Origin of the sequence: Arachidicoccus terrestris (assembly GCF_020042345.1) — a bacterium.
GTDB classification, from domain to species: Bacteria; Bacteroidota; Bacteroidia; order Chitinophagales; family Chitinophagaceae; genus Arachidicoccus; species Arachidicoccus terrestris.
The window spans coordinates 1,024,693-1,050,392 of sequence record NZ_CP083387.1 but is presented as its reverse complement, the minus strand read 5'-3'; the positions used below and the strand labels follow the sequence as shown (position 1 = coordinate 1,050,392).

Here is a 25,700-nt window from a genome sequence, read left to right as displayed (position 1 = left end):
GTTTTCCTACTGGAATGCTATTCGGCTTTAGCGTTGAAAACATATTACAGATAACCGGGCCGGTGTCAGACATCTTTTTTCAGCTGGTGGCCGGGTTGTCTGCATAGATACCCTATTCGCCGACAGTCTACTTCCGTCAGGTTATGTATGCAATACCGAAGTTCCGGTAGAACTGGTCATTGAGACCGGACAGGGACGCTTTTGCCTTTATGATACTGTCACCGGCCTTAAGTGATTTTAAAACACCCAACAGCAAATCTCATTTACTCACCAAAAAGGATGAATATGAAAAAATTACCAAACATCCGGGGTACTCGTCTTATGTCCGGCAGAGGCGGCCCCCATTTTTTTAAGAGCAGCTATTGCCGGCTATGGATCGCCGCGATGGGGGTTGCCGGTATCTTGTATGGGGCAGCTGCCCATGGCGAGCCCTTTCGGCCCGATCTGGCGGGCTATGGGGCTTCGATGTATCAGGACACGGGTAAGCTCACCCTTCCCGTAGAAGGACGGGTGCTCAGTCGGGATCGGCAACCTTTAGTGGGCGCCAGTGTTAAAGTGATCGGGACCTCTGTCGGCGATCGTACGGACAGTCAGGGGCGTTTTCGTCTTGCGGCCCCTGCCGGTAGTCAAATAGAGGTTTCTTATGTTGGCTATGTCGCTCAAACTTTTACGGTGACGGCGCAAACGCCGACGCGGCCGTTGGTCATCGTGATGGTGGATGGCCAGGACAGCGCCGTGTTGAAAGATGTGGTGGTCGTGGGGTATGGAACACAGAGCAAGAAAACAGTTACCGGTTCCATTGCTTCCGTAAAATACGATCAGTTTAAAGACCGCTCCAACAGTAACGTGGCGCAATCCATGGCCGGAGCACTTCCAGGGGTCAGTATCACACAAAGCCAGGGAGCGCCCGGTTCCGGTCCCATGATCAAGATTCGCGGAACCTCCTCGATCACGGCAGGAACGAATCCTTTATTTGTCGTGGATGGCATGCCGATGGAGAACTTTGATCTTAACCTGATCAATCCCCAGGATATCGCGTCTGTCGATGTATTGAAGGATGCCTCGTCAGCGGCGATCTATGGATCCAGAGGGGCCAATGGCGTTATTATCGTTACGACAAAGCTGGGGCAGAAAGGGCGCTCTGTTGTCAATGCTACTTTTGAGTATGGTTTACAGCATGTCGATCGCACAATTGATGTAATGGATGCGCAGCAGTTTATTCAATATTATGTAGACGCACATAACAATGCCTGGGTAGACGCTGGAGGAAACGCGTCCGATCCTAATGATAAACGATCACCAGCCTACAGGATCCCGGAGGATTTTATAAATGATCCTGGCAGCTTTGGCAAAGGAACGAACTGGCAGTCCGTCATGTTCCGGACCGCCCCCACCCGGCATGGGGAAGTGTCGGTATCCGGTGGATCGGAGAAAACCAATTTTCTTTTTTCTGCCGGTTATCTGGACCAGCAGGCGGTGCTTGACAGAAATTATTACAAACGCTTGTCCCTACGTTCAAATATCCGGCACAGGATTTCAGAGAAAGTGCTGACCGGCTTGAATCTTTCTTTCACGGGCATATTTGATCGCACGCAGGGCACAGCCGGTAAAAGCGATGTCGTGAGCCTCGGATTACAGAGTGATCCTATTTTTCCGGTATATAACGAAAATGGAAACCTGGGCTTCAGAGATCCTAACTCGGAGTGGTACCGTTTTACCCCCTATAGCGACCTTATTATGTGGCACCCTTATTCACTGACGCGGGAAATCAAGGATCAGCAAAAAACTTTTAATACGCTGGCTACCGGATTTTTGGAGTATCAGATACTAGATGACCTGAAATTCAGAACCAGCCTGAACGCGAACCTGATGAATTCTAGAGCCAACTCTTACCGAAATAAGAACCAGAAGTATGGCTATTCCTCCAATCTCCCGGCCCAGGGATATGCGGAGTCTGCCTATTCTCTGAACTGGCTGACAGAAAATACGTTTACCTACGGGAAGGGCTGGGGGCCGCATCATCTGGAAGCCCTGGCCGGTTTTACCGCCCAACATCAAAGAGATGAGTTTATGTCCCTTACCGCCGGTAACTTCCCGAATGATCTGGTGCCGACGCTGAATGCGGGAACCGCCAGTTCCGGTACCTCTACTGCTTCAGAATGGTCGATGTTGTCCTTACTGGCAAGAGCCACCTATCACTATGATACAAAATACCTGTTGACGGCCACGCTTCGCCGGGATGGCAGTTCAAGGTTTGGCAAAGACACCAAATGGGGATATTTTCCGTCTGTTTCAGCCGGTTGGGTGATCTCAGATGAGCCCTTCCTTCGGGGTGCCGACTGGATCAATCTGCTTAAACTCCGGGCCAGCTATGGTGTGGCGGGTAATAATCAGATTCCCAATTACGGCTCCATCGGACTGTTAAGTACATCCAATTATGTCAGTGGTGACCAAATAGCCAGCGGACTGGCCGTGGATAATTTGTCCAACCTGGATCTTAAATGGGAAAAAACCAGGCAGTTTAATCTGGGGCTCGATTTTAACTTCTGGCAAAACAGGGTTTCTGCCAGTGTGGAGTATTACCGGTCGATTACACAGAACCTGCTACTCAATGTACCTATTCCTGACATTACCGGATTTAATACCCAGCTGACCAATGTGGGTAAAGTACGCAACAGCGGCCTGGAGTTGGGGCTGCAGACAAAGAACCTCACCGGGGAACTGAGCTGGGACAGTCATTTTAATTTGTCTTTCAACCGCAATAAGGTCCTGCAGTTAGGTCCGGGCAATACGCCGCTCATCTTTACTGATTATGTGGTAACGGTCAAAACGGAAGTGGGACAGCCCATATCCAATTTCTATGGGTATAAGTTCAATGGCGTCTATAACACCCAGTCTGAAATTGACGGCAGCCCACATGTAGAAGGCACGAGACCGGGAGAACCGATTGTAGTGGATGTCAACGGGGATGGAAAGATCAATGAAGGGGACAGGACCACCCTGGGGAATGCCCAGCCTGACTTTACGGCTGGTATCATCAATTCCTTTCGCTACAGAGGCCTGGAATTCTCCTTTATGTTTCAGGGACGCTTCGGCGGGCAGATTGTCAATCAGCTGACCCGTTATATGGGTATCTGGAATGGCGGCCGGAATGCTTTTAAAGACGTTGCGAACTATTGGAAATCTGCCGCCTCACCCGGTGATGGTGTGCACTTCAGGCCTTCCATTAATCCCACCACTATGGAGCAGAATTTCTCCGATTATTGGGTCGCCTCTGGTACCTACGTCAGGCTTAAGAATATACTGCTGGCTTATAGGTTACCTCAGCAGTGGATTAAAAACGGTCCCTTTCATGCCGTCAGGCTGTATATCAACGCGGAGAATGTCTACCTCTTTAGCGACTATCGCAATTATGACCCGGAGAACACCACCTATACACCTAATGTGCCCGAAGAGGCGGCTGGAAATGCTGTTCCATCGGGCGCTTTTGTAGGCGTTGACTACGGCTCCTATCCACTTCCCAGGACCATCACCTTTGGTGTTAATCTGGAATTTTAATGCATCACTAAAATTTAAATCATGTTAACCGATCTATATACAAATATTGCAACGCTTCGTTTGAGGAGCATGCGTGTAACCCTTTGGGGAATGGGAATTTTCCTTTTGCTCCTGCACGGATGTAAAAAAGATTTTTTGAACCTGACACCTGTCTCCAATGCCAATGCCGATAATTTCTATAAAACGAAAGAGGATTTTGAGGTAGCGGAGAATGCGGCCTATGCCACCTTATATACGATATTTGCGCCCGAGGATGCAGCATCCTATACCGAAATGATGTCTGATAATGCCACCATGTATAGTGTTGCGGGTAATCAGGCAGATAAATGGGCTATCCGGGATTATCAGGTACAACCCAATAATACCATGATCTATCAGTACTGGCAAGACTATTATAAAGCTTTTTATAATATCAATATTGTACTATCCAAAATACAGAATGCGGGACTGGACGAGCCGTTTACTGCAAGGGTCCAGGCAGAAATGCGCTTTTTACGGGGGCTTTACTATTATCAGATGGTTCAATTGTTTGGCGGCGTACCGCTGGTGACTACACCGCTTTCGGTAGCGGAAAGCTATCAGGTCTTACGCTCGACAGTTGCTGAAACCTATCAGTTGATTGTAGAAGACCTAAGTTTTGCTGTGGCGAACCTGCCTGCTGCAAAGGAGGTGGCAATGGTTGGCCGGGCTTCCAAGGGAGCCGCTCAAATGCTCCTGGGTGAGGTATACCTTTCCCTGGGAAAGAAAGATCTGGCCACTGTTCAGCTAATGGCCGTCTATGACAGTCATACTTACCGTTTACTCGATCATTATAGCGATCTTTTCGGGCCGGATAAAAAAAATACCGCTGAATCTATTTTTGAGATCCAGTACCTTGGAGGATCCGCCAGCGCGCCCTATAGTCCTTATTGGACAGCCTATGCGCCGGTCAATAATGGTGTTATTACGAAGTATGGCGGTGGTATCAATCAAGTGACGGATGACTTTTACCAGGCTTTTGAACCGGGTGATCCGAGGCGCTCCGTTTCTATTGAAGATGGCTACAGGGATGCTAAGGGGAACTTTATATCGATTAAATTTCCCGGAAAATGGATGGATCCCACTGCAGCGGTTGACGGAGGCAATGAAATGAGCAACAATAATTTTGTCGTACTGCGATACGCAGATTTGTTGTTACTGTTATCGGAGGCGACCGGGAAGCCGGACTACCTCAATGAAGTCCGGGCCCGGGCCGGCATGCCGCTGTATGGGACTTCCGGCTATCCCAGTGACAAGTACCCTACGCTGGCGCTGGCCGTAGAGCATGAACGGCGGGTGGAGCTGGGGCTGGAATTTCACCGTTGGTTTGACCTTAAAAGGACAGGGAGGGCGCTTGAAGTACTCACTAAAAAAGGGAAAAAACTGACGGCGGAAAAACTATTATTTCCCATTCCGGAATATGTCATTACACAAAACAGCGCCATCACGCAAAACCCCGGCTATAATAACTAAGACTGGCATTGCGCATTTTCCTGCGTAAAAGTATCCATTGATTCCTATACAGAACAATGGATACTTTGTTTTATGGCCGGGCTCAGCAATTGTTTTTGTATAGCAGACAGCCTGTTTTTTAGGCTGTTTCTATTGTTCTGATAATAAACCAATTGGAGCTGCCGGTGTCTAAGTTTTCCGTTTACCGGCCGGTGTTGTCCACTGGTAAGACGGAGGATTTGGCCTTGTTTTGACAATTTTGTATAAATTCTTGAAAATATATTGGAAGGTTTTATTTATATATAAAAGTAATTTTGACATATAAACATTGAACGTCAATTTAAATGTTTATCATTACATGACCGGATCCAGGAGATTCATCAGGAAAAATTCACTTAATCATTAACCATTCATTTTACCTTGAGTGTGTGGGATTGAAAAATAACAAATGTATGTTAAGTGGGTGGAAGGGGGCTCCAAACGACTTATCAGCATTTGTTATCCCACAACGGGGTTTAAATAAGCAAAGAAAATATTATCAGGATGAGAAGCATTATTTCAAAATTATTTTTATGTAGCGTGGTGGCTGGCGGTTCATTGCAGGTCGTTTCTGCTCAATTCACCAATACGACAGCCCAGGAGGATCCTGCGTATGTGAAAGTGATTCAGGGGAGAGTGGCAAAGATTGTTGAGCCACTTCACTTAAAGGACGCTGCAAAGGTGCAAAAGGTGAGCCGGGTGATCGAACAACAATACTTCGATCTTAACAGGATTGACAGTATACAGGTCAGTGAGACAGGCAAAATAAAAGACAGCCAGCTTTCCGAAACAGCCAAAAAAGACGCTGTTAAGGCCGTAAAGGCAGAAGCGGAACAAAGTGTTGCCCGTCTGCATCCGGCGTTTGTAGGCCGACTGAACGAATTATTGAATAAAGATCAGGTAGATGAAGTGAAAGACGGACTCACCTATCATACCTTGGAGGTGACCTATCGGGCTTACACGCAGATGCTACCCGATCTTTCCCAAAAGCAAAAAGATCAGATCATGGCCTGGCTGGTGGAAGCACGTGAGCATGCCATTGACGGGGGGAGCTCCAAAGAAAAACATTGGTGGTTTGGTAAATACAAAGGCCGTATCAATAACTACCTGTCATCAGCTGGTATTGATATGAAAGAGGCGGAGATCGCCTGGAAGAAACGAAGGGAGTCCGCCAAAAAATAAACTAGGTTAATCAATTCAAACATAGATTGCGAGCCATATGATTCCTTGTTGATCTGCAGGTGAAAACTAAAAGTGCGAAGGATCAACTGAGCGTCTTAGCCAGGTACTTAGTAAATAGGTGCCGCCAAAAAATACAATAGTCGAGGAGTGATTAAGGACCTATTGTATTTTTACCAACTGGATCGAATGAAAGAACTTTTGTCCTGCTGCAATTGGATAAGTTCGGGGATAGATCGTCCCTGGTATTCGCTGTAGTGCCAGTTGAAAAGCGTAACAAATTTAAAAACAAAATTAGTTAAAATTAATTAATGAAAAAGTATTCTTTGCCTTTGCTCTTTTGCACGCTGATGGTCGGCGGCTCCAAGATGCTAAAGGCACAGTATCCGACAATCACTTCTGAAATGCGTGACTCCATCAAAGTTTTTACTGATGGTTTTAAGGCCCATTCAGATTCCATGTGGCAAATTGCCTATCCAATCGTACAAAAAGAAGCCCGGGAAGGTAGACCCTATATTCCCTGGGCGGCAAGGCCGACCGATCTGCCACAGTCAGATTTGTTGGCCTTTCCCGGTGCAGAGGGCGGAGGAGCCCATACGGCAGGCGGCAGAGGCGGAAAAGTATATGTCGTGACCAGCCTGGCGGATCATGGCCCGGGCACTTTCCGGGAAGCCTGTGAAAAAGGCGGTGCCAGAACAATTGTGTTTAATGTAGCAGGTATTATCCATCTGGAAACCCCTATTATACTCCGTGCACCTTATGTAACGATTGAAGGGCAGACGGCACCCGGTGACGGTGTATGTATTGCCGGTGAATCATTCTGGATCAATACCCACGATGTGATTTTACGCTATATGCGTTTCAGGAGAGGAAAGACATGGGTAGGCCGCAGAGATGACGCGCTGGGCGGAAACCCGGTTGGTAATATTATGATTGATCATGTTTCCGCCAGCTGGGGCCTGGATGAAAATATGTCCATATACAGACATATGTTTGACCCGGGGGACGGTTCAAAAGAGGAAAAACACGGTACCGCGAATATGACGGTTCAAAACAGTATTTCTGCAGAATCACTGGATTATTGGAATCATGCATTTGGATCCACCATGGGCGGGGAAAACTGCATGCTGGCACGGAACCTTTGGGCGGATAATACGGGTCGTAATCCATCCATCGGATGGAATGGGGTATTCAATTTTGTCAATAACGTCGTATTTAACTGGCATCATCGTTCTACAGATGGTGGAGACTATACCTCCCTTTATAATATTATCAATAACTATTATAAACCCGGTCCTGTTACAGAAAAAGAAGATCCTGTCGGCCACCGGATTCTTAAGCCAGAATCAGGCCGTAGTAAATTACCTTATAAGGTATTTGGCAGAGCCTATGTCCATGGCAATATCATGTATGGCAATGACCGTGTAACAAAAGATAACTGGGATGGGGGTGTTCAGATGGAAGGAACTGACGGTGATCTGATGAGTCTGGACAGCGCTAAAAAATATTTCCCTTATATGAAGTGGGATAAGCCTTTCCCGCATGCGCCTGTAACGATCTTGCCGGCAAAACAGGCCTTGCAGTATGTATTGAATAATGTCGGCGCCACACTGCCTGTCAGAGATGCGGTGGATAAAAGAGTGGTAGAACAGGTGCGCACCGGTAAGATTACCTATAAAGAAATCAATACCGATAATGACTATCAGTTCAAGGTGCGTAAGCTGCCCAAAGATTCTTATAAATTGGGTATCATTACAGAAATTAAACAAGTAGGCGGCTATCCCGACTATAACGGAACGCCGTATAAAGACAGCGACCATGACGGTATGCCTGATAGCTATGAAACTAAAAATGGCCTGAATCCGAATGACGCTTCGGATGCGCCCAAAGAGGCAAAAAATGGTCACGGATACACCAATATTGAAGTATTCCTGAATAGTGTGGTGCCTATTAATACGGTGCGTCCGGACTATCAGAAATCATAGTTTTTTTTGTTTTGTTTGATTAGTTGTTGGACCGCAAGGTCAGATTGGTTTTATGGAATCCAGAAATGATGTGTTTCTTTTGAGTCCGCTCAAAAGGAACACATCCATTCCATGTTATTGTTTATATCATGGAGGGATCACCGGTACTTTATTACTCAATTAAAAATCAGTATGCCTGTCCGTTCACCGGCAGGTTGCATGAACTACTATTATGAATCAGTTATCTGTTACATTAACGCGTTTAGATATGCACAAAGGACGTGCCTGTAGAAGCATGGGGTTGTTGGCTTCATTTTTATTATTAGGAGCTGTCGCTAAGGCGCAGTATCCAAAAATCCCGCCGGCTGTACAGGCGAAATCGGACAGTGCGCTGGCTGTGGCCAAGAAATTATCTGACGCTGCCTGGGCCAAAGCGCTGCCAATTGTTGAAAAAGAAGCCAGGGAAGGCAAACCTTATGTGCCCTGGGCAGCCAAACCGGAGGATCTGAAGCAAGCCAGTATTGTTGCTTTTCCCGGAGCGCAGGGTGGCGGGGCCTACACGCCTGGCGGAAGAGGAGGTAAGGTCTTTGTCGTAACCAGCCTGGCCGACAGCGGCCCCGGTACTTTTAGGGAGGCCTGTGAGCAAGGCGGTGCCAGAACGATTGTATTCAATGTGGCTGGCATCATCCATCTAAAGAGCCCGGTGATCATCAGGGCGCCATATGTGACCATCGAAGGTCAGTCTGCTCCGGGTGATGGCATCTGCATTGCCGGAGAGTCCGTATGGATCGATACCCATGATGTAATCGTCCGCTTTATGCGTTTCAGAAGAGGGGCAACGGATGTGGGCCGCAGAGATGACGGACTGGGTGGTAATCCGGTAGGTAATATTATGATCGACCATGTTTCAGCGAGCTGGGGCCTGGATGAGAATATGTCCATTTACCGCCATGTTTATGACCGCCAGGGCAAGGCCCTGAAACTGCCGACCGTTAATGTCACGATACAGAACTCTATTTTCTCAGAAGGGCTGGATACGTATAATCATGCTTTCGGTAGTACACTGGGCGGTCTAAACAGTACTTTTATGAGAAACTTATGGGCCAATAATGTCGCCCGTAATCCATCCGTAGGTATGTATGGCAGCTTTGGTTTTGTCAATAATGTGATCTTTAACTGGTGGAACCGTAGTGTAGATGGGGGAGATCACAGATCCGAGTATAATTTTATTAATAACTATTATAAGCCAGGGCCCATTACACCTAAAGATGAGCCGATCAGTCATCGTATCCTGAAACCGGAAGCGGGAAGAGATGCACAGAAAAGGAAAATGTATGGTAAGGCATATGTGCACGGCAATTATGTGGACGGTGATAAGGCTGTAACAAAAAATAACTGGAACGGCGGTGTACAGATCGAGGATATGCCCGATGCCGGTGAATTCACCAAGGCGATTAAAGTGGATCAGCCATTTGCCTTGAAGGGGAATGTCAGTATTCTCAGTGCTAAAAAGGCTTACAATTACGTATTGGACAATGTGGGCGCATTTTTACCTAAAAGGGATCCGGTAGACACCCGTGTGATAAAAGAAGTAAAAACGGGCAAAATTGTCTATGTTGAACAAGATGAAAAGTCAGGAGTGACACCGTACATCAAACGCAGGATGCCCCAGGATTCCTATAAGAAAGGAATTATCAGTGACATCAGTCAGGTCGGCGGTTATCCTGAGTATAACGGTACGCCTTATGCTGACGCCGATCAGGATGGTATCCCGGATGCTTATGAGACCAAACATGGCCTGAATGCGAATGATCATTCAGACGCCAGTAAACTCGCTAAAAACGGCGGTGGCTACACGAACATTGAAGTGTATCTGAACAGTCTGGTGCCGATTAAACGTGTCCGGCCTTAAAAAGCAATGATTACCCTGATTCGCTGATTTATTCATCAATTTGTAATTTTAGAGTATGAATCATACTAGCCGCAATCAGATGCGTAATGTATATACGTTAAAGCAGGGAAATATCTTCCCTGCTTTAACTGTATACTGCTGCCTGGTTGCAAAATATAGCCTGGCTTTTTCATTAACCTGCCTTATGACAATAGCAGTAAGCTATGGCCAGAAAAATAAAAAAGAAAACAAACCCATAGCGCCACTGGAGTGGCAAAAGGGAGGAAAATTCGTTTACCATCCGGATTCACTCGGTAACCGCATTGTTGATTTTTCCTACTGCGGGTACCAGGCGTCCGATTCTTCTATTCCGGATGATATTCCGGTCAAAGTCACAGTGCCATTACGTACCGGAGATGCCACCACAGCGCTGCAATCGGCTATTGACTATGTCGGTAAATTGCCGGTCCAGGCTTCGGGATTCAGAGGTGTTGTCTTACTGGCCCCGGGTACCTATCACATAAGCGGTACACTGCATATCCGCCATTCAGGTGTTGTTTTGCGGGGCGCCGGACCTGGCAAAGAAGGAACTGTATTGTCAGGAGATGGGACTGGACGGTCGCCCCTGATTCTTATTGAAGGTAAGAAAGACAGCGTCAACCAGGCGCCCGTGACGATTGATCAGGATTATGTTGCCGTGAACGCGCGGTTTTTAAGACTGACCGATCCTGCTGCTTTTAAGCAGGGAGATCAGGTCGTTATTCACCGGCCATGCACTGAGGCCTGGATTGATCAGTTAGGCACCCGTACATTTGGCGGCGACGTCTCTGCGCTCGGCTGGAAGCCGGGAGCGGAGGATATTTTCTGGAGCCGCCGGGTGACAGCGGTTACAGATTCCGGTATCGCCCTGGATGCACCACTGACCACAGCACTGGATAAACGCTATGGTACTGCCACGGTCGCCAGGTTCACATGGCCGGGCAGGATCAGTCATGTAGGGGTTGAAAATCTGCACCTGGTGTCCGATTATGATCATAGTCGTCAAAAAGATGAAGATCACAGGTGGATGGCCATCGTCGTGAATAATGCAATTGACGGCTGGATCCGGCGTATTCATTTCCAATATTTTGCCGGTTCAGCGGTCAGCCTACTGGAAGGGGCACAGCGTTTTACGGTGGAAGATTGCCAGTCGACAGATCCTGTTTCTGAAATCGGCGGACAACGGCGCTATGTCTTTAGTACGACCGGCCAGCAGAATCTTTTTCAGCGACTGTACAGTGAACAGGGATATCACGATTTCTCTGTCGGCTTTTGTGCCGCAGGCCCGAATGCTTTTGTACAGTGCCAGGGAGAAGAGGCGTTGAGTTACAGCGGTTCGGTGAACAGCTGGGCTTCAGGTGTTCTGTTTGACCTGGTACGGCTGGATGGACAGACCCTGGAGTTCCGTAATCTGGGCCAGAATGAACAAGGTGCTGGTTGGAATGCGGCCAATTCGTTGCTCTGGAATTGTTATGCTTCCAGGGTTAATGTGGCCAGGCCGCCGACCGCCCAGAACTATGCTTTTGGCACCTGGGCACAATTTGGCGGCGATGGCTATTGGGCAGAATCCAATAACTGGATGTCCCCCAGAAGTTTTTATTATACGCAGCTTGCCCAGAGACTGGGCAGGGATGTACAGCAGCAGGCAGACCTAATGCCTTTTGAAGGAGAAGCCAGCAGCAGCCCGACCGAAGAGGCGGCGGCCGCCCTGACAGCGGAGGCTTATACGCCTGCCATGACCATGAAAGACTGGATCGATACGCTGATCAGCCGCGATCCCTTGCCTGTAGCGGCTGGGGGGGCGCCAAGCATTTATAAGATCGGGCTGGAACCTGTGAAAAAGGCCGCTGCCGTGACGCCGATGGTGCTTAAAAACGGCTGGCTGGAACGCGGCGGACAGGTGTTGACGGGCGGCCGGCAACAGACGCCCTGGTGGTTTGGTACCGTCGCCCGGGATTTTGTCGCGAAAGCCAAACCGGCGATCACGCGTTTCGTGCCGGGAAGAACGGGTACCGGCCTGACGGATAATCTGGACACGGTTACCGATCAGATGCAGCGAAGACATATACGAGTGATGGAACAAAATTACGGGCTCTGGTATGACCGCAGAAGAGACGACCATGAAAGAGTCCGCCGTCAAAACGGAAATGTCTGGCCGCCTTTTTATGAGTTACCTTTTGCCAGAAGCGGAAAGGGAACGGCCTGGGATGGTCTAAGTAAGTATGACCTCACCAAATATAATCCCTTTTACTGGTCAAGGCTAAAACGGTTTGCTGATCTGGCGGACCAGAAAGGACTGGTACTGATCCATCATAATTATTTTCAGCATAATATCATTGAAGCGGGCGCGCATTACGCGGATTTTCCCTGGCGCCCTGTCAATAATATTAATCATACCGGCTTTCCTGAACCGGTGCACTATGCAGCGGATAAGCGTCTTTTTATGGCAGAGCAGTTTTATGATGAAACCAATCCTGCAAGAAGAGGTTTACATCAGGCATTTATTGATCAGTGCCTCGCCAACTTCAAAGATAACCATAACGTCATTCAGTTTATTTGTGAAGAATTTACCGGCCCGACGCATTTTGTCCGGTTCTGGTTGCAAACGATCGGGGACTGGGAAAAGAAAAACAACAGAACAGGGAAAAATGCGCCCTTTATCGGTCTGAGCACCACTAAAGACGTACAGGACAGCATACTGGCCGATCCAAGACTAAATCCTATTGTTAAAGTTATCGATATCCGGTATTGGTACTATCAGAAAGACGGATCAGCTTACGCACCGAAAGGCGGAAAAAATCTGGCGCCCCGGCAACAGGCCCGATTATTTAAACCGAAAAACACAAGTTTCGAACAGGTGTACCGCGCCGTCAGGGAGTACCGGGACAGGTATCCGGACAAGGCGGTAATGTATTCCGCTGATAATGCCGCCGGACTGGGCTGGGCCAGTTTTATGGCCGGCGGCTCGCTGCCGGATTTGCCTGCCGCGTTATCACCTTCGTTTTTATCCGCCGCGGCGGACATGCGTCCGGTAGGTCTGAACGCTGCTTCCGGCAAGGCGGCGGATGGCGCCTGCGGCTTACGCAGCGATAAGGGCGATTATATAATCTATGTTCAAAAGGGACATCAGGCAGCTCTATTAGACAAAGATCTGAAAAAACGCTATCAGCTGACAGCTATTGATCCGGCAACGGGAAAGATAAAAAGCGGTCATAACAAACAAGCCACTGAAGCCGGCGCACTACAGTTGACGGCCAGTGGCAACGATACCGTTTTTTGGCTCAAAGCTCAATAACCAGAGGTGCATGGGAACGTGTAATTTAAAAATATTTCAATTTATTGACTAGACAACTTTCAATTATGAATGTATTAAAGAATGCATGTATGTTCGGGGGGCGGAGCCTACAGAAAGCGTGGCTTTTTGTATTGGGGCTGTCTGTTTCATTGAGTGCCTGCCACTCGCCGGCGGGCAATAAACAGCAGGCGCAAAGTAACCTGTCTGTACGGCCCGTCTTCCCTATCCGGGTATCAGATAATCATCGCTATTTTGTGGATCAGCAAGGTCATCCGTTTTTTTGGCTGGGTGATACGGGATGGTTGCTGCTCAGTAAATTGGGGCAGGACCAGGTGATAACTTATCTGAAAGACAGGGCGCAAAAAGGGTTTAATGTCATTCAGGTGATGGTGATCCATGACCTGGGTGAGAGAAATATTTATGGCAGATCAGCTTTACTGGATAAGGATCTCAGCCGGCCGGATACGATAACCAGCCCCGGAACTGATACGCTGAACTATTGGCAGGGGCTGGATTCTCTGGTTGCTCGGGCTGACCGTCTTCATATGCTGGTGGCCCTGGTTCCGGTGTGGGGGTCTGTGGTCAAATCCGGCAAGGTCAGCATCCCGCAAGCGACTGCCTATGCCCGTTTTCTGGCAGGCAGATATCACGGAGCAAAAAATGTGGTATGGTTCAATGGAGGGGATGTACTCGGAACCGATTCGATGGATATATGGCAGGCGATCGGCACCACGATTAAAGGTGCGAATCCGGCGCAGTTGATGAGCTTTCATCCAAGAGGCAGGACACAGTCATCCACCTGGTTTCATAATGCATCCTGGCTGGATTTTAATTGCTTCCAATCCGGTCATCGCAGATATGACCAGGATAATGAGCCGGGCACTTTACAATATGGGGAAGACAATTACAAATATGTTCAGGCCGATTACCGGCAGAAACCCGCAAAGCCTACGCTGGATGCGGAACCTTCCTATGAAGGCATTCCGCAGGGCCTTCATGATTCTTTGCAACCCAGATGGGATGCTGCGGCGATCAGAAGATATGCCTATTGGTCCGTCTTTTCAGGGGCTTGTGGGTTTACATATGGTGCCAATGCCGTTATGCAGTTTTATGACCCGTCAACAGGTGTCGCAGGCGCCTATGGTGTAACCAAGGGCTGGGAAGCGGCACTGCAGGACACGGCCGCAGGTCAATTGATATATTTGAAAAAATTAATGCTTGACAGGTCATCCTATCTTACCCGGGTGCCCGACACGACGATGGTCCTGGACCAGGGCACACGCTATGATTATGTGGCCGCTACCAAAGCAGAAGGATATGCCCTGTTTTATACACCGAATGGCAGAGACTTTCAGGTGGATCTAAGCGGGTTTGATGCCGGGAAGGGGAAAATTCAGGTGAGCTGGTTTAATCCGAGAAACGGGGAGACTGTCAGGCAGCAGGAAATCGGTGCCGCCAAAAAATACAGTGCCCACCCTCCGGGTGAAAAAGCGCATGGAAATGACTGGGTGCTGATCATCGATCAGTCCGCCGGGTAACTTCACTATTCTCAAATTAAGTAAATGGGCTATCCACCAGCACAATGTGGCCGGATAGCCCATTTTGTGATAATAAATGATTATTTAATGATAATATTTTAGAAGATATTATTTATATATAAATGTACTTTTGATATATAAAGTGACAAACGTTGATTTGTTTTATACCTGCTGCAAAAAACAAATCTATGCGACATTAAAACGTACGCCCGGTACGTTTTAATGTGTTGGAAAGGAAGGTCTGACTTGTGGAATAAATGCGAGCATAAAAATAGGACGATAAGCGTGCAAGGCATCGGTGGGCAATCAGGAGAATTTTATATATTAAATTAAGTAATGCAGCGACTAAACAAAACATCCGTTTCCGGTTATACTTCCAATCGCCTGTCGGGGCTGTTACCATTCATGGAGCGCCGTAAGGCCGGCAAAGGCCGGTGGCTGTCTGCCATACTCGGGGCAACATTATTAATGGCCATCGGGACCGGTTGTCAGCGAAAAGCCTTTTTGTATACCTCCTTTCATGAACCCGCTAATGAAGGACTGAGGCTCCTTTATAGCATGGACGGCTACCACTGGGACAGTCTCCCGGGTATTTTCCTGCCGCCCACAGCGGGTGAGGATAAAATTATGCGTGACCCTTCCATGGTTGAGGGGCCGGATGGCGTATTTCACCTGGTGTGGACACTGGCCTGGAAGGGCAATGAAGGGTTTGGCTATGCCAGTTCCAAAGACTTAATACACTGGTCCCCGGAAAAAGTCGTACCCATCATGGCCGCCGAACCGGCTACCGTAAACGTGTGGGCGCCGGAGCTCTTTTACAGAAAAGACAAAGGAGATTTTCTGATCGTATGGGCCTCTACGATTCCTTATAAATTCGCCAAAGGGCAGGAAGACGAAGACAACAATCACAGGTTATACTATACTGTTACAAAAGATTTTAAACAGTTCAGTACGCCTAAACTATATTATGATCCGGGTTATAGCAGTATCGATGCAACATTGGTTGAAAGAGCCAGTGATGATTATGTATTGGTGTTTAAAGATAATACCCGGCCTGAGCGGGATATCAAAGTCGCGTTCGGACCTTCGGCGCTAGGCCCCTTTAAAAATCCGTCTCCCGCTTTTACACCATTGTTTAGCGAGGGCCCTTCTGTCTTAAAAACACATGGGAAGTATCTGATTTATTATGACTGGTACCGGAAAGGAAAATTCGGGGCAGCCCGGACAAAGGATTTCATCCACTTTGAAGACGTTTCGTCCCGGATAAGTATTCCCGGGGGGCATAAACACGGTACGATTGTACCGGTTACCAGAAAGTTTTTACAATCGTTAAAGCAAAGTACTCAGGCCAAAACAAATCACTAAAGACAGGCCGCTACGGCTATCCATAAATACGGGTTCATACAATGATAAGAAGTATAATAATTGCAGGTTCTATTTTCGCCGGTGTCCTTACGCTACAATTAAAGGCGCAGGATACCGTCCATTACACAGGTAAAAGGCAGGTAAATGTAGATTATCATGATGGCCGCCTGCCTATGGCGATCGGCGTACATAATCAACAGATCTTCCGGGCCAACAGGCAACATCCCGAAATGGCCGAGGGATATGGCTGGACTTACAATCATCAGCCGATGATGGCCTATTGGAATAACCAGTTTTATGTTGAGTACCTGAGCGATGAAGTGGGAGAAAGCGTCCCTCCCGGCCAGACACTGTTGTTGACATCAAAGGATGGCAAGGACTGGACACAACCCAAAGTTGTATTTCCGATTTACCGGATCCCGGATGGAACCACCAAACCGGGTGTTGAAGGGGAGGCTAAAAATCTGGATGCAGTGATGCATCAGCGCATGGGTTTTTACGTGACGAAATCAGGGCGTCTTTTTGTGCTCGGTTTCTACGGCATCGTGCTGCATGCCCATGATGATCCGAATGACGGAAAAGGTATTGGCCGCGTGGTCCGGGAGGTATACAAAGATGGCAGCTGGGGCCCCATTTATTTTATTCATTATAACCCGGGATGGACCGCTGAAAATACGTCTTATCCTTTTTATAAGGAAAGTAAAGACAAAGGGTTTGTAGCGGGTTGTGAAGAACTCATGAAAGATCCGCTGATGATGATGCAATGGGAGGAAGAAACAGATCGGAAAGATCCTCTAATCCCTTTAAAAAAGAATTATAAAGCCTTCAGTTTTTACCATCTTCCCGACGGAAGAGTAGTGGGGCTCTGGAAATATGCCCTGACGGCTATCAGTAAGGATGGTGGCCACAGCTGGCCTGAAAATGCGGTACGTGCGCCCGGCTTTGTGAATGCGAACGCGAAGATCTGGGGCCAGCGCACCAGTGACGGTAAATACGCGACGGTATATAATCCTTCGGAATTCCGGTGGCCGCTGGCGATCTCTACCAGTGAGGACGGGCTCAATTATACCAATTTAATGCTGGTGAACGGGGAGATTACGTCCATGCGCTATGGCGGAGCCTATAAGTCCTATGGGCCGCAATATACCAGAGGAATTGTAGAAGGGAATGGCCGTGTGCCCGGGGGAGATCTCTGGGTGACCTACAGCATGAATAAAGAAGATATGTGGGTCGCTGATATTCCCGTGCCCGTTACAGATCAGCCTGCGGGCCAGGCCAATGAAGTGTTTAACGACATGCCCGATGGCAAGGAGCTTAAACAATGGAATTATTTTAGTCCGCTCATGGCACCTGTCAGGATCGTGAAGATGAAAGATGGCAACAAAGCGCTGGCGTTGAAAGATGCGGACCATTTTGACTATGCCAAAGCGACCAGGGTGATTCCCGCTTCCAGGCAGCTTGTAGCGGAGTTCACACTTATTGCCGGTCAAAATGATCATGGCCATCTGGATATTGAGTTTCAGAACAACGTAGGTGCTGCCGCCGTTCGGCTGAGTCTGGATAGCCTGGGCTCTTTTTATACAAAAGCAGGCTACCGCAATAAAGAGATCATGCATTATGATGCCGGTAAAGTATATCATATCAGGGTTTCACTCAATACCGCTAGCCGTTTCTATACAGTGAACATCAATGGAGAGGATAAAATGCGGAACCTGTTCTTTGCCCCCGTACATGAAATCAGCCGGATCTGCTTCAGGACAGGAGATGTCAGAAGATTTCCTAATGCGGATACACCGACTGATCCTGAGGATGACTTGCCGGATGCGGGCAAGATAGACAAGGAAGCTGCTTATTATATCACATCGCTCAAGACCTCGGAGGCTCAATAATGATACAGATAAAAAATAAAGCGATCCTACAGCATATAAGTTACGTGCGCAATGGCGTTTGCGGTGCGCTGGCCTTGTTGTGTATGAGCCTGGCCGGTGCCGCTCATGCAGCTGTTAGCTTACCCCAGGTGATTGGTCATAATATGGTACTGCAAAGAAATAAGCCTGTCGCTATCTGGGGGCAGGCAGCACCATTGGAAAAAATAACCGTGCGTTTCCGGGGCCAACAGGTGCGTGCCATGGCAGACGGATCAGGCAACTGGATGGTGACGCTGAAGCCGATGGCTGCCTCCGCCCGCCCGGCTGACATGATCATTGAAGGGAGCAACAGGATTGTATTGCATGGCATTCTGACCGGTGAAGTCTGGCTCTGTTCCGGGCAATCCAATATGGAATATACCATGCGCAAAAACAGTAAGGTGACTAAAGTAGCGCCCCCTGAAGGCTTTTCGCATTCACCGGTAGACGAGCTTCAGTATGCGCATAATGATCAGATCCGGATCTTCCTGGGACTCAGAAAGGCGATGGCAAAACGGCACCCGGCGCATGAAGGGTGGTCGGTGGCAGAAGATTCTGCGCTTCGCTCATTTTCAGCCGCCGCTTATTTCTTTGCCCGCAAACTCTATAAGGAACTGCATGTACCCATTGGCATGATCGCTAACGCGATTCCCGGCAGTGCCATAGAGCCCTGGTTAGCAGGGCAGATTACAGCTATTGATCCTGCCAGCGATCAGCTTTACTTTGATTACAGCCGGCCAGGCAAATTTTATCCTACCTTGGTGCAAACATTGGCGCCTTTTACGATCCGGGGATTTTTATGGTATCAGGGAGAGACCAATTGTTTTATGAACGATAGCCTGCAGTACGCTTTTAAAATGCAGGCCCTGATCCGTCAGTGGCGCACAGAGTGGGGGGATCAGCAATTGCCGTTTTATTATGTGCAGATTGCGCCTTTTTATTATGGCAGTAATAAAGGTGATTATCCTTTAACGCAGTATACCTTGCCTAAATTCTGGGAGGCGCAGGCATTATGTTTACAGATCCCACAAACCGGTATGGCAGTCACGACAGATTTGCCGGACAACCTTAAGAACATACATCCACCGGGCAAATGGGCGGTGGGTGAGCGCCTGGCTGCCATTGCGCTGGCTAAGACCTATAAAAAACCTGTGGAATACAGCGGTCCTGTCTATCGGCGTCATGCGGTCGATGGCAATAAAATGACGCTTTATTTTACGCATACGGGTGGAGGCCTGGTCGCTAAAGACGGCGGCCCGCTGAATTATTTTGAGCTGGCGGGACGGGATGGACAATTTTTTCCTGCCAGGGCGGTCATTACAGGTGACCATATTGAATTGACCAGTAAGGAAGTACTACATCCCGCAGCGGCAAGATTTGCCTGGACAGAAACAGCGCAACCTGATTTTTTTAATAAGGCCGGGCTGCCGGCTGTGCCGTTCAGGACCGACAGCCCTTATGCCGGCGTAGTGCTGAAGTAAGCACAGGACCATGCGAAAAAGAACATAGAAAATAGAAATTACATGAATATAAAGAAGCTATATCGGCCGTTAAGTGTACTTACTGCCTTTGTTCTGGTGACGACTGCCGGGCTAAAGGCGCAATCCCGCCAGCATACCCCTAACAGCGCAAGTCAGACGTCCGTTTTGATGCTGTCAGGTACAGGTAGCGATCATACGGTGCCCTGGGATTTCTATTGTACAGCGGGTCAAAATAGTGGGAAGTGGACGAAAATTGCCGTACCGTCTAACTGGGAATTACAGGGGTTTGGCAGTTATAATTATGGGTTGGATAAAGACAGTTTGCGGATCAATGAGAAAGGTATTTACCGCCATGAATTTAAGGTGCCTTCTTCCTGGAAAGGGAAAGTGGTCAGGATCGTATTTGACGGCGTTATGACAGACGCCGATGTTAAAATCAATGGTCAGTCAGCCGGTCCTGTTCATCAGGGGGCATTTTATACATTCCGCTATGATATTTCCCGACTGCTACGTTACGGGAAGGCCAATAAGCTGGAAGTGACCGTTGCCAAGAACTCCGCGAACCCATCGGTGAATAAGGCCGAAAGAAAAGGGGATTTCTGGATCTTCGGCGGAATTTTCCGGCCGGTTTATCTGGAAGCCTTACCGCCTACTTTTATTAACCGTGTCTCAGTCGATGCGAAAGGAAATGGTGATTTTAATGCACTGGTGCATATTGATCTTCCGGGCAAGAATATAGCGGATCAGGCCAGTGGGTTACAGTTACGCGGCCAGTTACTGGATAGCAAGGGCCATCAGATCGGCTCTCAGTTAAGTGGAGCGATCAGTCGCCGGGATAACCGGCCGCAGGATGTTATTGCACAGCCGGCCGGGCAGAACCTGAAAGTATTTGAAATCAAGGGCCATTACGGGAATGAAATACAGCCATGGACCCCTGAAACGCCTCATCTGTATACCCTAAGGGTGCAGGCGCTGATCAATGGTCAGGTGGTGCATGAAGTGGAAAAGAAAATCGGCTTCAGGACTGTGGAAGTGAGGCCCAGAGACGGTATCTATGTTAACGGCATTAAAATAAAATTTAAAGGGGTGAATCACCACAGTTTCTGGCCCAGTACCGGCAGGACGACCAGCAAGGCGTTAAGTATCGGGGATGTGCTTATGCTAAAAGACATGAACATGAATTCGGTCCGCATGTCTCATTACCCGCCCGATGATCACTTTTTGGATGCCTGTGATTCGCTGGGGCTATTCGTGCTGGATGAACTGACGGGTTGGCATCATAACTATGATACAGAAGTGGGCTCCAAACTGGTAGGGGAGATGATCGTCAAAGACGAGAACCATCCCAGTATCATTATGTGGGATAATGGAAATGAGGGCGGCTTTAATTTTGATCTGGATCATCTGTTTGCAGACTATGATCTGCAGAAACGTCCGCTCATCCATCCCTGGGCCATTTTCGGACATATGGACACGCAGCATTATATTAACTATGACTATGGTAACGGGACACATTTGCATGGTCATGAGATTACTTTTCCCACGGAGTTCCTGCATGGTCTATACGATGGCGGGCTGGGGGCAGGACTGGGAGATTACTGGCGTGCAATGTGGACTAACCCTTTATCAGCCGGTGGGTTCCTTTGGGTTTTCGCTGACGAAGCGGTCGTCAGAACCGATAAAGGCGGGCTGCTGGACGCAGATGGCGACCACGGGCCTGATGGTATTGTCGGACCCTATCATGAGAAAGAAGGCAGTTACTATGCGATCAAAGAGGTCTGGTCACCGGTCTTTATTGAACACCGGGAGATCACGCCGGCTTTTGACGGCCGGTTCCGGATAGAAAACCGCTACGACTATACCAATTTAAAGCAACTGACCTACCAGTGGGCCTTGATGAGTGGCGGTGCTCCTTCAATCAGGGACAAAGCTGCCGGCTTTAACCAGCTGTCTGCCGATTACAGTGCGACCGTTTCCAGGGCGAAGGTGCTGGACAGCGGTCTGGTAAACGCTCAGGCGTTGCCTGATGTGGCACCGCATAAGTGGGGGCATCTGCAGCTGGATCTTCCCGCAGATTTTGAGCAGGCGGATTATCTCAGATTAACGATCCGTGATTCGCACAGTAATATCGTACTGATTAAAACTTATCCGATCCATACGCCCGGCTGGAAATCGACTGCTGTTTTAAAAGAATTGAAGTTAGCCGAAGTGTCACCGACCGAACCGGCCGGTGACTGGAAAATTGACCAGGCGGCTGATCGTTTCGTCATTCAGGGGCCCGCCGGGAAAGCATCCCGTAAAGCTTTTAGCTATCAGTTTAACCGACAGACCGGCCTGCTGGAAAAAGTGCTGATCGCAGGCCGGGAAATTCCTTTTAATAACGGTCCCGTTCTTTGCGAAGGGGAATCGAAACTTAAAAATTTTACTCTTGAAAACAAGAAGGATTCCATAGTGCTTCAGGCTGGTTTTGAAAAGCAAAGCGATCTGCAGCGGCTGACCTGGGTGATCTATCCGGATGGCGTGCTAAAAATGGATATCGGTTATTTTCCCCATCAATACGATTATGACTATTTAGGTGTAAGTTTTGATTTTCCCGAAAACCTGGTCACCGGTGTCACCCGTATGGGCGCCGGCCCCTACAGGGTCTGGAAAAACCGTATGGAAGGTGTTTATTTAGGTCGGTGGGAAAACGCCTACAATAATACCATTACCGGAGAGAATAATCCCAAAATGGTGTATCCGGAGTTTAAAGGGTATTTCTCAAATCTTTACTGGATGCAGCTTCAAACCCGGACGCTTCCCATAACGGTCCTCTGCGGTAGTGAAGATGTGTTCCTGAGACTGTATACGCCGGAGTCGCCCAAGAAGCCCTATAATACGGCCCCTAAATTTCCGGCCGGAAATATTTCATTTATGCACGGGATCGATCCGATTGGCACCAAATCGCAGGTTCCGGAAAACATGGGCCCCTCCGGCAGAAAAAATATGTATTATGATTACGGGAAAGCCAAGGACTATGCTAAGCCCCTGACACTATATTTTATTTTTGGTGCACCCACAAATTCTTAAACCCTAATTATCCGATGTTTTGAACCGTAATGCATTTACATATGAACCGCTGCATCGTATCAAAAATGTTCTTTCACTTTTGACGAGCCTGTTCTGTATGATTATTGTATGGCTGGCCCTGCCTGTTACCGGCAGGGCGGAAGCAGGCAGGGCTGGCAGCGACGGTCTTATCCAGGTCAGGCATCTTCGTTGTAATTATCAGGTCCGTCCACTAAACCTGGATCAGGCGCCTCGTTTTGGGTGGCAGATCACGGCCGGTGAACAGGTGAAACAGGTTTTACAGACGGCCTACCAGATCCAGGTGGCCACGAGCCTTGAGGCACTGGAAAACGGACATCCTGACTATTGGGACAGCAAAAAAGTAATCTCTGACGAACAATTCCAGATTCCCTACGGCGGCAAAGCCCCCGGCAGTTTTCAGGAGCTTTTCTGGCGGGTACGTATCTGGACAACTAAGGGCAACTCGGGGTGGAGCCGGCCGGAACACTGGCGTATGGGCTTTTTGAAATTTTCCGATCAGCTGGGCAGCTGGATTGGATATGATCATCCCTTCGGCTGGGACCGTGTTACCAAGTTTCCGGTATTATCTGCCCGTTATCTGAGAAAAACGTTTAAGACGGATAAACAGATAAAAAGCGCTATAGCTTACATCAGCGGACTCGGCCTGTATGAACTTCATATTAACGGCAAAAAAGCGGGAGACGCCGTGCTGGCACCTGCGCCGACAGATTATACCAAGACGGTTTTATACAACGCACTGGATGTAACAGAGCTCTTGCGTACCGGTGATAATGCGGTGGGTGTCGTACTGGGCAGTGGGCGCTTTTTTGCCATGCGCCAGGATTATAAACCCTGGAAATGGCGCAGTTTTGGCTTTCCCAAACTCTATTTTCAGCTGCGGATCAGTTATGCAGACGGCAGTGTCGAAAATATTGTCAGTGATGCCAGCTGGCAGCTTACAGGAAAAGGTCCCATCAGAAACAATAATGAATACGACGGAGCGCTCTATGATGCCGGAATGGAACTCACCGGCTGGGACCAGCCGGGTTATGACCCTGAGGCCGGTCTCTGGCGCGCAGCGGAGCTGGTTGAGGCGCCAGCCGGAAAGTGGACCGCGCAGTTTAACCCGCTGATGAAAATCATGCAGCGCATCCGCCCCGTAAAGGTGTTGCGGTCTGCGGATGCACCTGACAGCAGCTTTATTCTGGACATGGGCCAGAATATGGCCGGATGGTTAAAAATGCAACTGGACGGAAGCGGTCATAAGGGAGATACGATCCGGCTCCGGTTCGCGGAAAGTGTTGTAAAAGAAAGTGAGGGATACCGTCTGTATACCGCTAATCTGAGAGATGCCAGGTCAACAGATCATTATATTATCAAGGGAACAAAAAAGGAAAGCTGGTCCCCGACATTTACCTATCACGGGTTTAGATATGTCGAGGTGAAAGGTTATCCCGGCAGTCCCGCTGCATTTAAAAATAATCTGCTGGAGAAATTTACCGGTGAAGTCATCTATGATGATTTGTCCGAGAGTGGTTATTTTAAATGTTCTGATACGACCATCAATCAGATCTATAAAAATGCCGTATGGGGCATCAAATCCAACTATAAAGGCATGCCGGTAGATTGTCCCCAGCGCAATGAGCGGCAGCCCTGGCTCGGCGACCGGACCACGGGTGCCTACGGTGAGAGTTTTGCCTTTCATAATCAGCTTTTATATGATAAATGGCTGCAGGATATCCAGGATGCCCAATTGATAACGGGCAGCATACCGGATGTAGCCCCCAGTTTCTGGATGTATTATAAGGATGATGTGACCTGGCCTTCCACTTATCTGACCGTAGCGGATATGTTATACCATCAGTATGGTGATTCGGCCGTGATCCGCCGCCACTATAGCTCTATGAAAACCTGGATCCGGTATATGCATCATAAATATGCAAAAAATGGCCTGATGGACCGGGACAGTTATGGTGACTGGTGTGTGCCGCCTGATTCTCTGAAGGTGATCCATAGCAGTAACCCAGCTAAAATTACACCGGGCGGACTGATCGCTACCGCTACATTCTATCACGACCTGCAGCTGATGAGCCTGTTTGCCCCGCTGAACGGGACTGTGCAGGATACGGCTATATTCGCTCCCATGGCCCGGGAGATGAAAACAGCCTTTAATCATAGCTACTTTCATGCAAATGAAGGTTATTATGGTAATAATACCGTTACCGGAAACCTGCTGGCCTTGGCTTTTGGTCTGGCAGCGCCCGGAGATGTACAAAAAATATTCAGACAGATCGTTCATAAAACCGCTGTCACCTACGATAATCATATCAGTTCAGGGGTTATCGGTATCCAATGGCTGCTTAGAACGCTTAGCCGCTATGGCCGTAATGATCTGGCATTGAAGATAGCCGCCAACAGGACCTACCCGGGTTGGGGATATATGGTGGACCGTGGCGCGACGACGATCTGGGAACTCTGGAATGGCAACACAGCCAACCCGGCGATGAACTCTCAAAATCATGTAATGCTGCTGGGAGATCTACTAATCTGGTTGTACGAGAACCAGGCCGGCATCCGAAGCGACGACAGGGCGACCGGTTTTAAGAAGATTCGCCTCGCTCCCGATATTGAGGGTCACTTGAATTATGTGAAGGCGGTGTATCAGTGCCCTTATGGCCCGATCGGTAGCTGGTGGCAGAAAGCCGGCGGCAAATGGCAGTGGGAGGTCAGGATTCCAGCCGGGACGACGGCCCGGTTACATTTTCCGGAGGGACTCAGGGAGATCAAAGAGGCGGGGAGGACACCCCGGGGATTATCAGACAGCAGTGGAGCCGCCTTGTTAGAAAGGGGATCGGGGCATTATATGTTTGAAGGAAAATTACCTGTTCAAAATAATTAGACAATC

At 48.6% G+C, this 25,700-nt stretch carries 12 protein-coding genes; all 12 read left to right on the top strand.

Annotation, left to right across the window (positions count from 1 at the left end; translation table 11 throughout):
- Positions 1-285 precede the first annotated feature (285 nt).
- The 12 genes from K9M52_RS04050 (at position 286) to K9M52_RS03995 (ending at position 25,694) form a co-directional block, all read left to right on the top strand.
- Positions 286-3,558 (top strand): SusC/RagA family TonB-linked outer membrane protein, encoded by a 3,273-nt coding sequence (locus K9M52_RS04050; RefSeq protein WP_224070783.1) that lies wholly within the window; start codon positions 286-288, stop codon positions 3,556-3,558.
- A 21-nt stretch (positions 3,559-3,579) separates the two neighbouring features.
- Positions 3,580-5,049 carry a RagB/SusD family nutrient uptake outer membrane protein gene (locus K9M52_RS04045; RefSeq protein WP_224070782.1) on the top strand — a complete coding sequence of 490 codons (1,470 nt, stop codon included), beginning with the start codon at positions 3,580-3,582 and terminating at the stop codon, positions 5,047-5,049.
- Positions 5,050-5,571: 522 nt separating this feature from the next.
- Positions 5,572-6,249, top strand: a complete 678-nt coding sequence (locus K9M52_RS04040; RefSeq protein WP_224070781.1) for a DUF3826 domain-containing protein — start codon at positions 5,572-5,574, stop codon at positions 6,247-6,249.
- Between the two features lie 308 nt (positions 6,250-6,557).
- A complete protein-coding gene (locus K9M52_RS04035; RefSeq protein WP_224070780.1) occupies positions 6,558-8,231 on the top strand; it encodes a pectate lyase family protein in 1,674 nt (557 codons plus the stop codon).
- Positions 8,232-8,442: 211 nt separating this feature from the next.
- Positions 8,443-10,122: a pectate lyase family protein gene (locus K9M52_RS04030; RefSeq protein ID WP_317197280.1), complete on the top strand. Its 1,680-nt coding sequence runs from the start codon at positions 8,443-8,445 to the stop codon at positions 10,120-10,122.
- A gap of 55 nt (positions 10,123-10,177) precedes the next feature.
- Complete coding sequence (locus tag K9M52_RS04025; RefSeq protein ID WP_224070779.1) at positions 10,178-13,435, top strand: DUF6298 domain-containing protein; 3,258 nt, start codon at positions 10,178-10,180, stop codon at positions 13,433-13,435.
- 65 nt (positions 13,436-13,500) lie between these two features.
- A complete protein-coding gene (locus K9M52_RS04020; RefSeq protein ID WP_224070778.1) occupies positions 13,501-14,973 on the top strand; it encodes a glycoside hydrolase family 140 protein in 1,473 nt (490 codons plus the stop codon).
- 336 nt (positions 14,974-15,309) lie between these two features.
- Entirely contained in the window at positions 15,310-16,338 is a 1,029-nt protein-coding gene (locus K9M52_RS04015) for a glycoside hydrolase family 43 protein (protein WP_224070777.1), read from the top strand.
- Between the two features lie 41 nt (positions 16,339-16,379).
- Positions 16,380-18,227 (top strand): exo-alpha-sialidase, encoded by a 1,848-nt coding sequence (locus K9M52_RS04010; RefSeq protein ID WP_224070776.1) that lies wholly within the window; start codon positions 16,380-16,382, stop codon positions 18,225-18,227.
- Entirely contained in the window at positions 18,227-19,726 is a 1,500-nt protein-coding gene (locus tag K9M52_RS04005) for a sialate O-acetylesterase (protein ID WP_224070775.1), read from the top strand. The genes K9M52_RS04010 and K9M52_RS04005 overlap by 1 nt, the downstream gene beginning before the upstream one ends.
- A 42-nt stretch (positions 19,727-19,768) precedes the next feature.
- Complete coding sequence (locus K9M52_RS04000) at positions 19,769-22,795, top strand: glycoside hydrolase family 2 TIM barrel-domain containing protein (RefSeq protein WP_224070774.1); 3,027 nt, start codon at positions 19,769-19,771, stop codon at positions 22,793-22,795.
- A 19-nt stretch (positions 22,796-22,814) separates the two neighbouring features.
- Positions 22,815-25,694 (top strand): alpha-L-rhamnosidase, encoded by a 2,880-nt coding sequence (locus K9M52_RS03995; protein ID WP_224070773.1) that lies wholly within the window; start codon positions 22,815-22,817, stop codon positions 25,692-25,694.
- Positions 25,695-25,700: the final 6 nt, after the last annotated feature.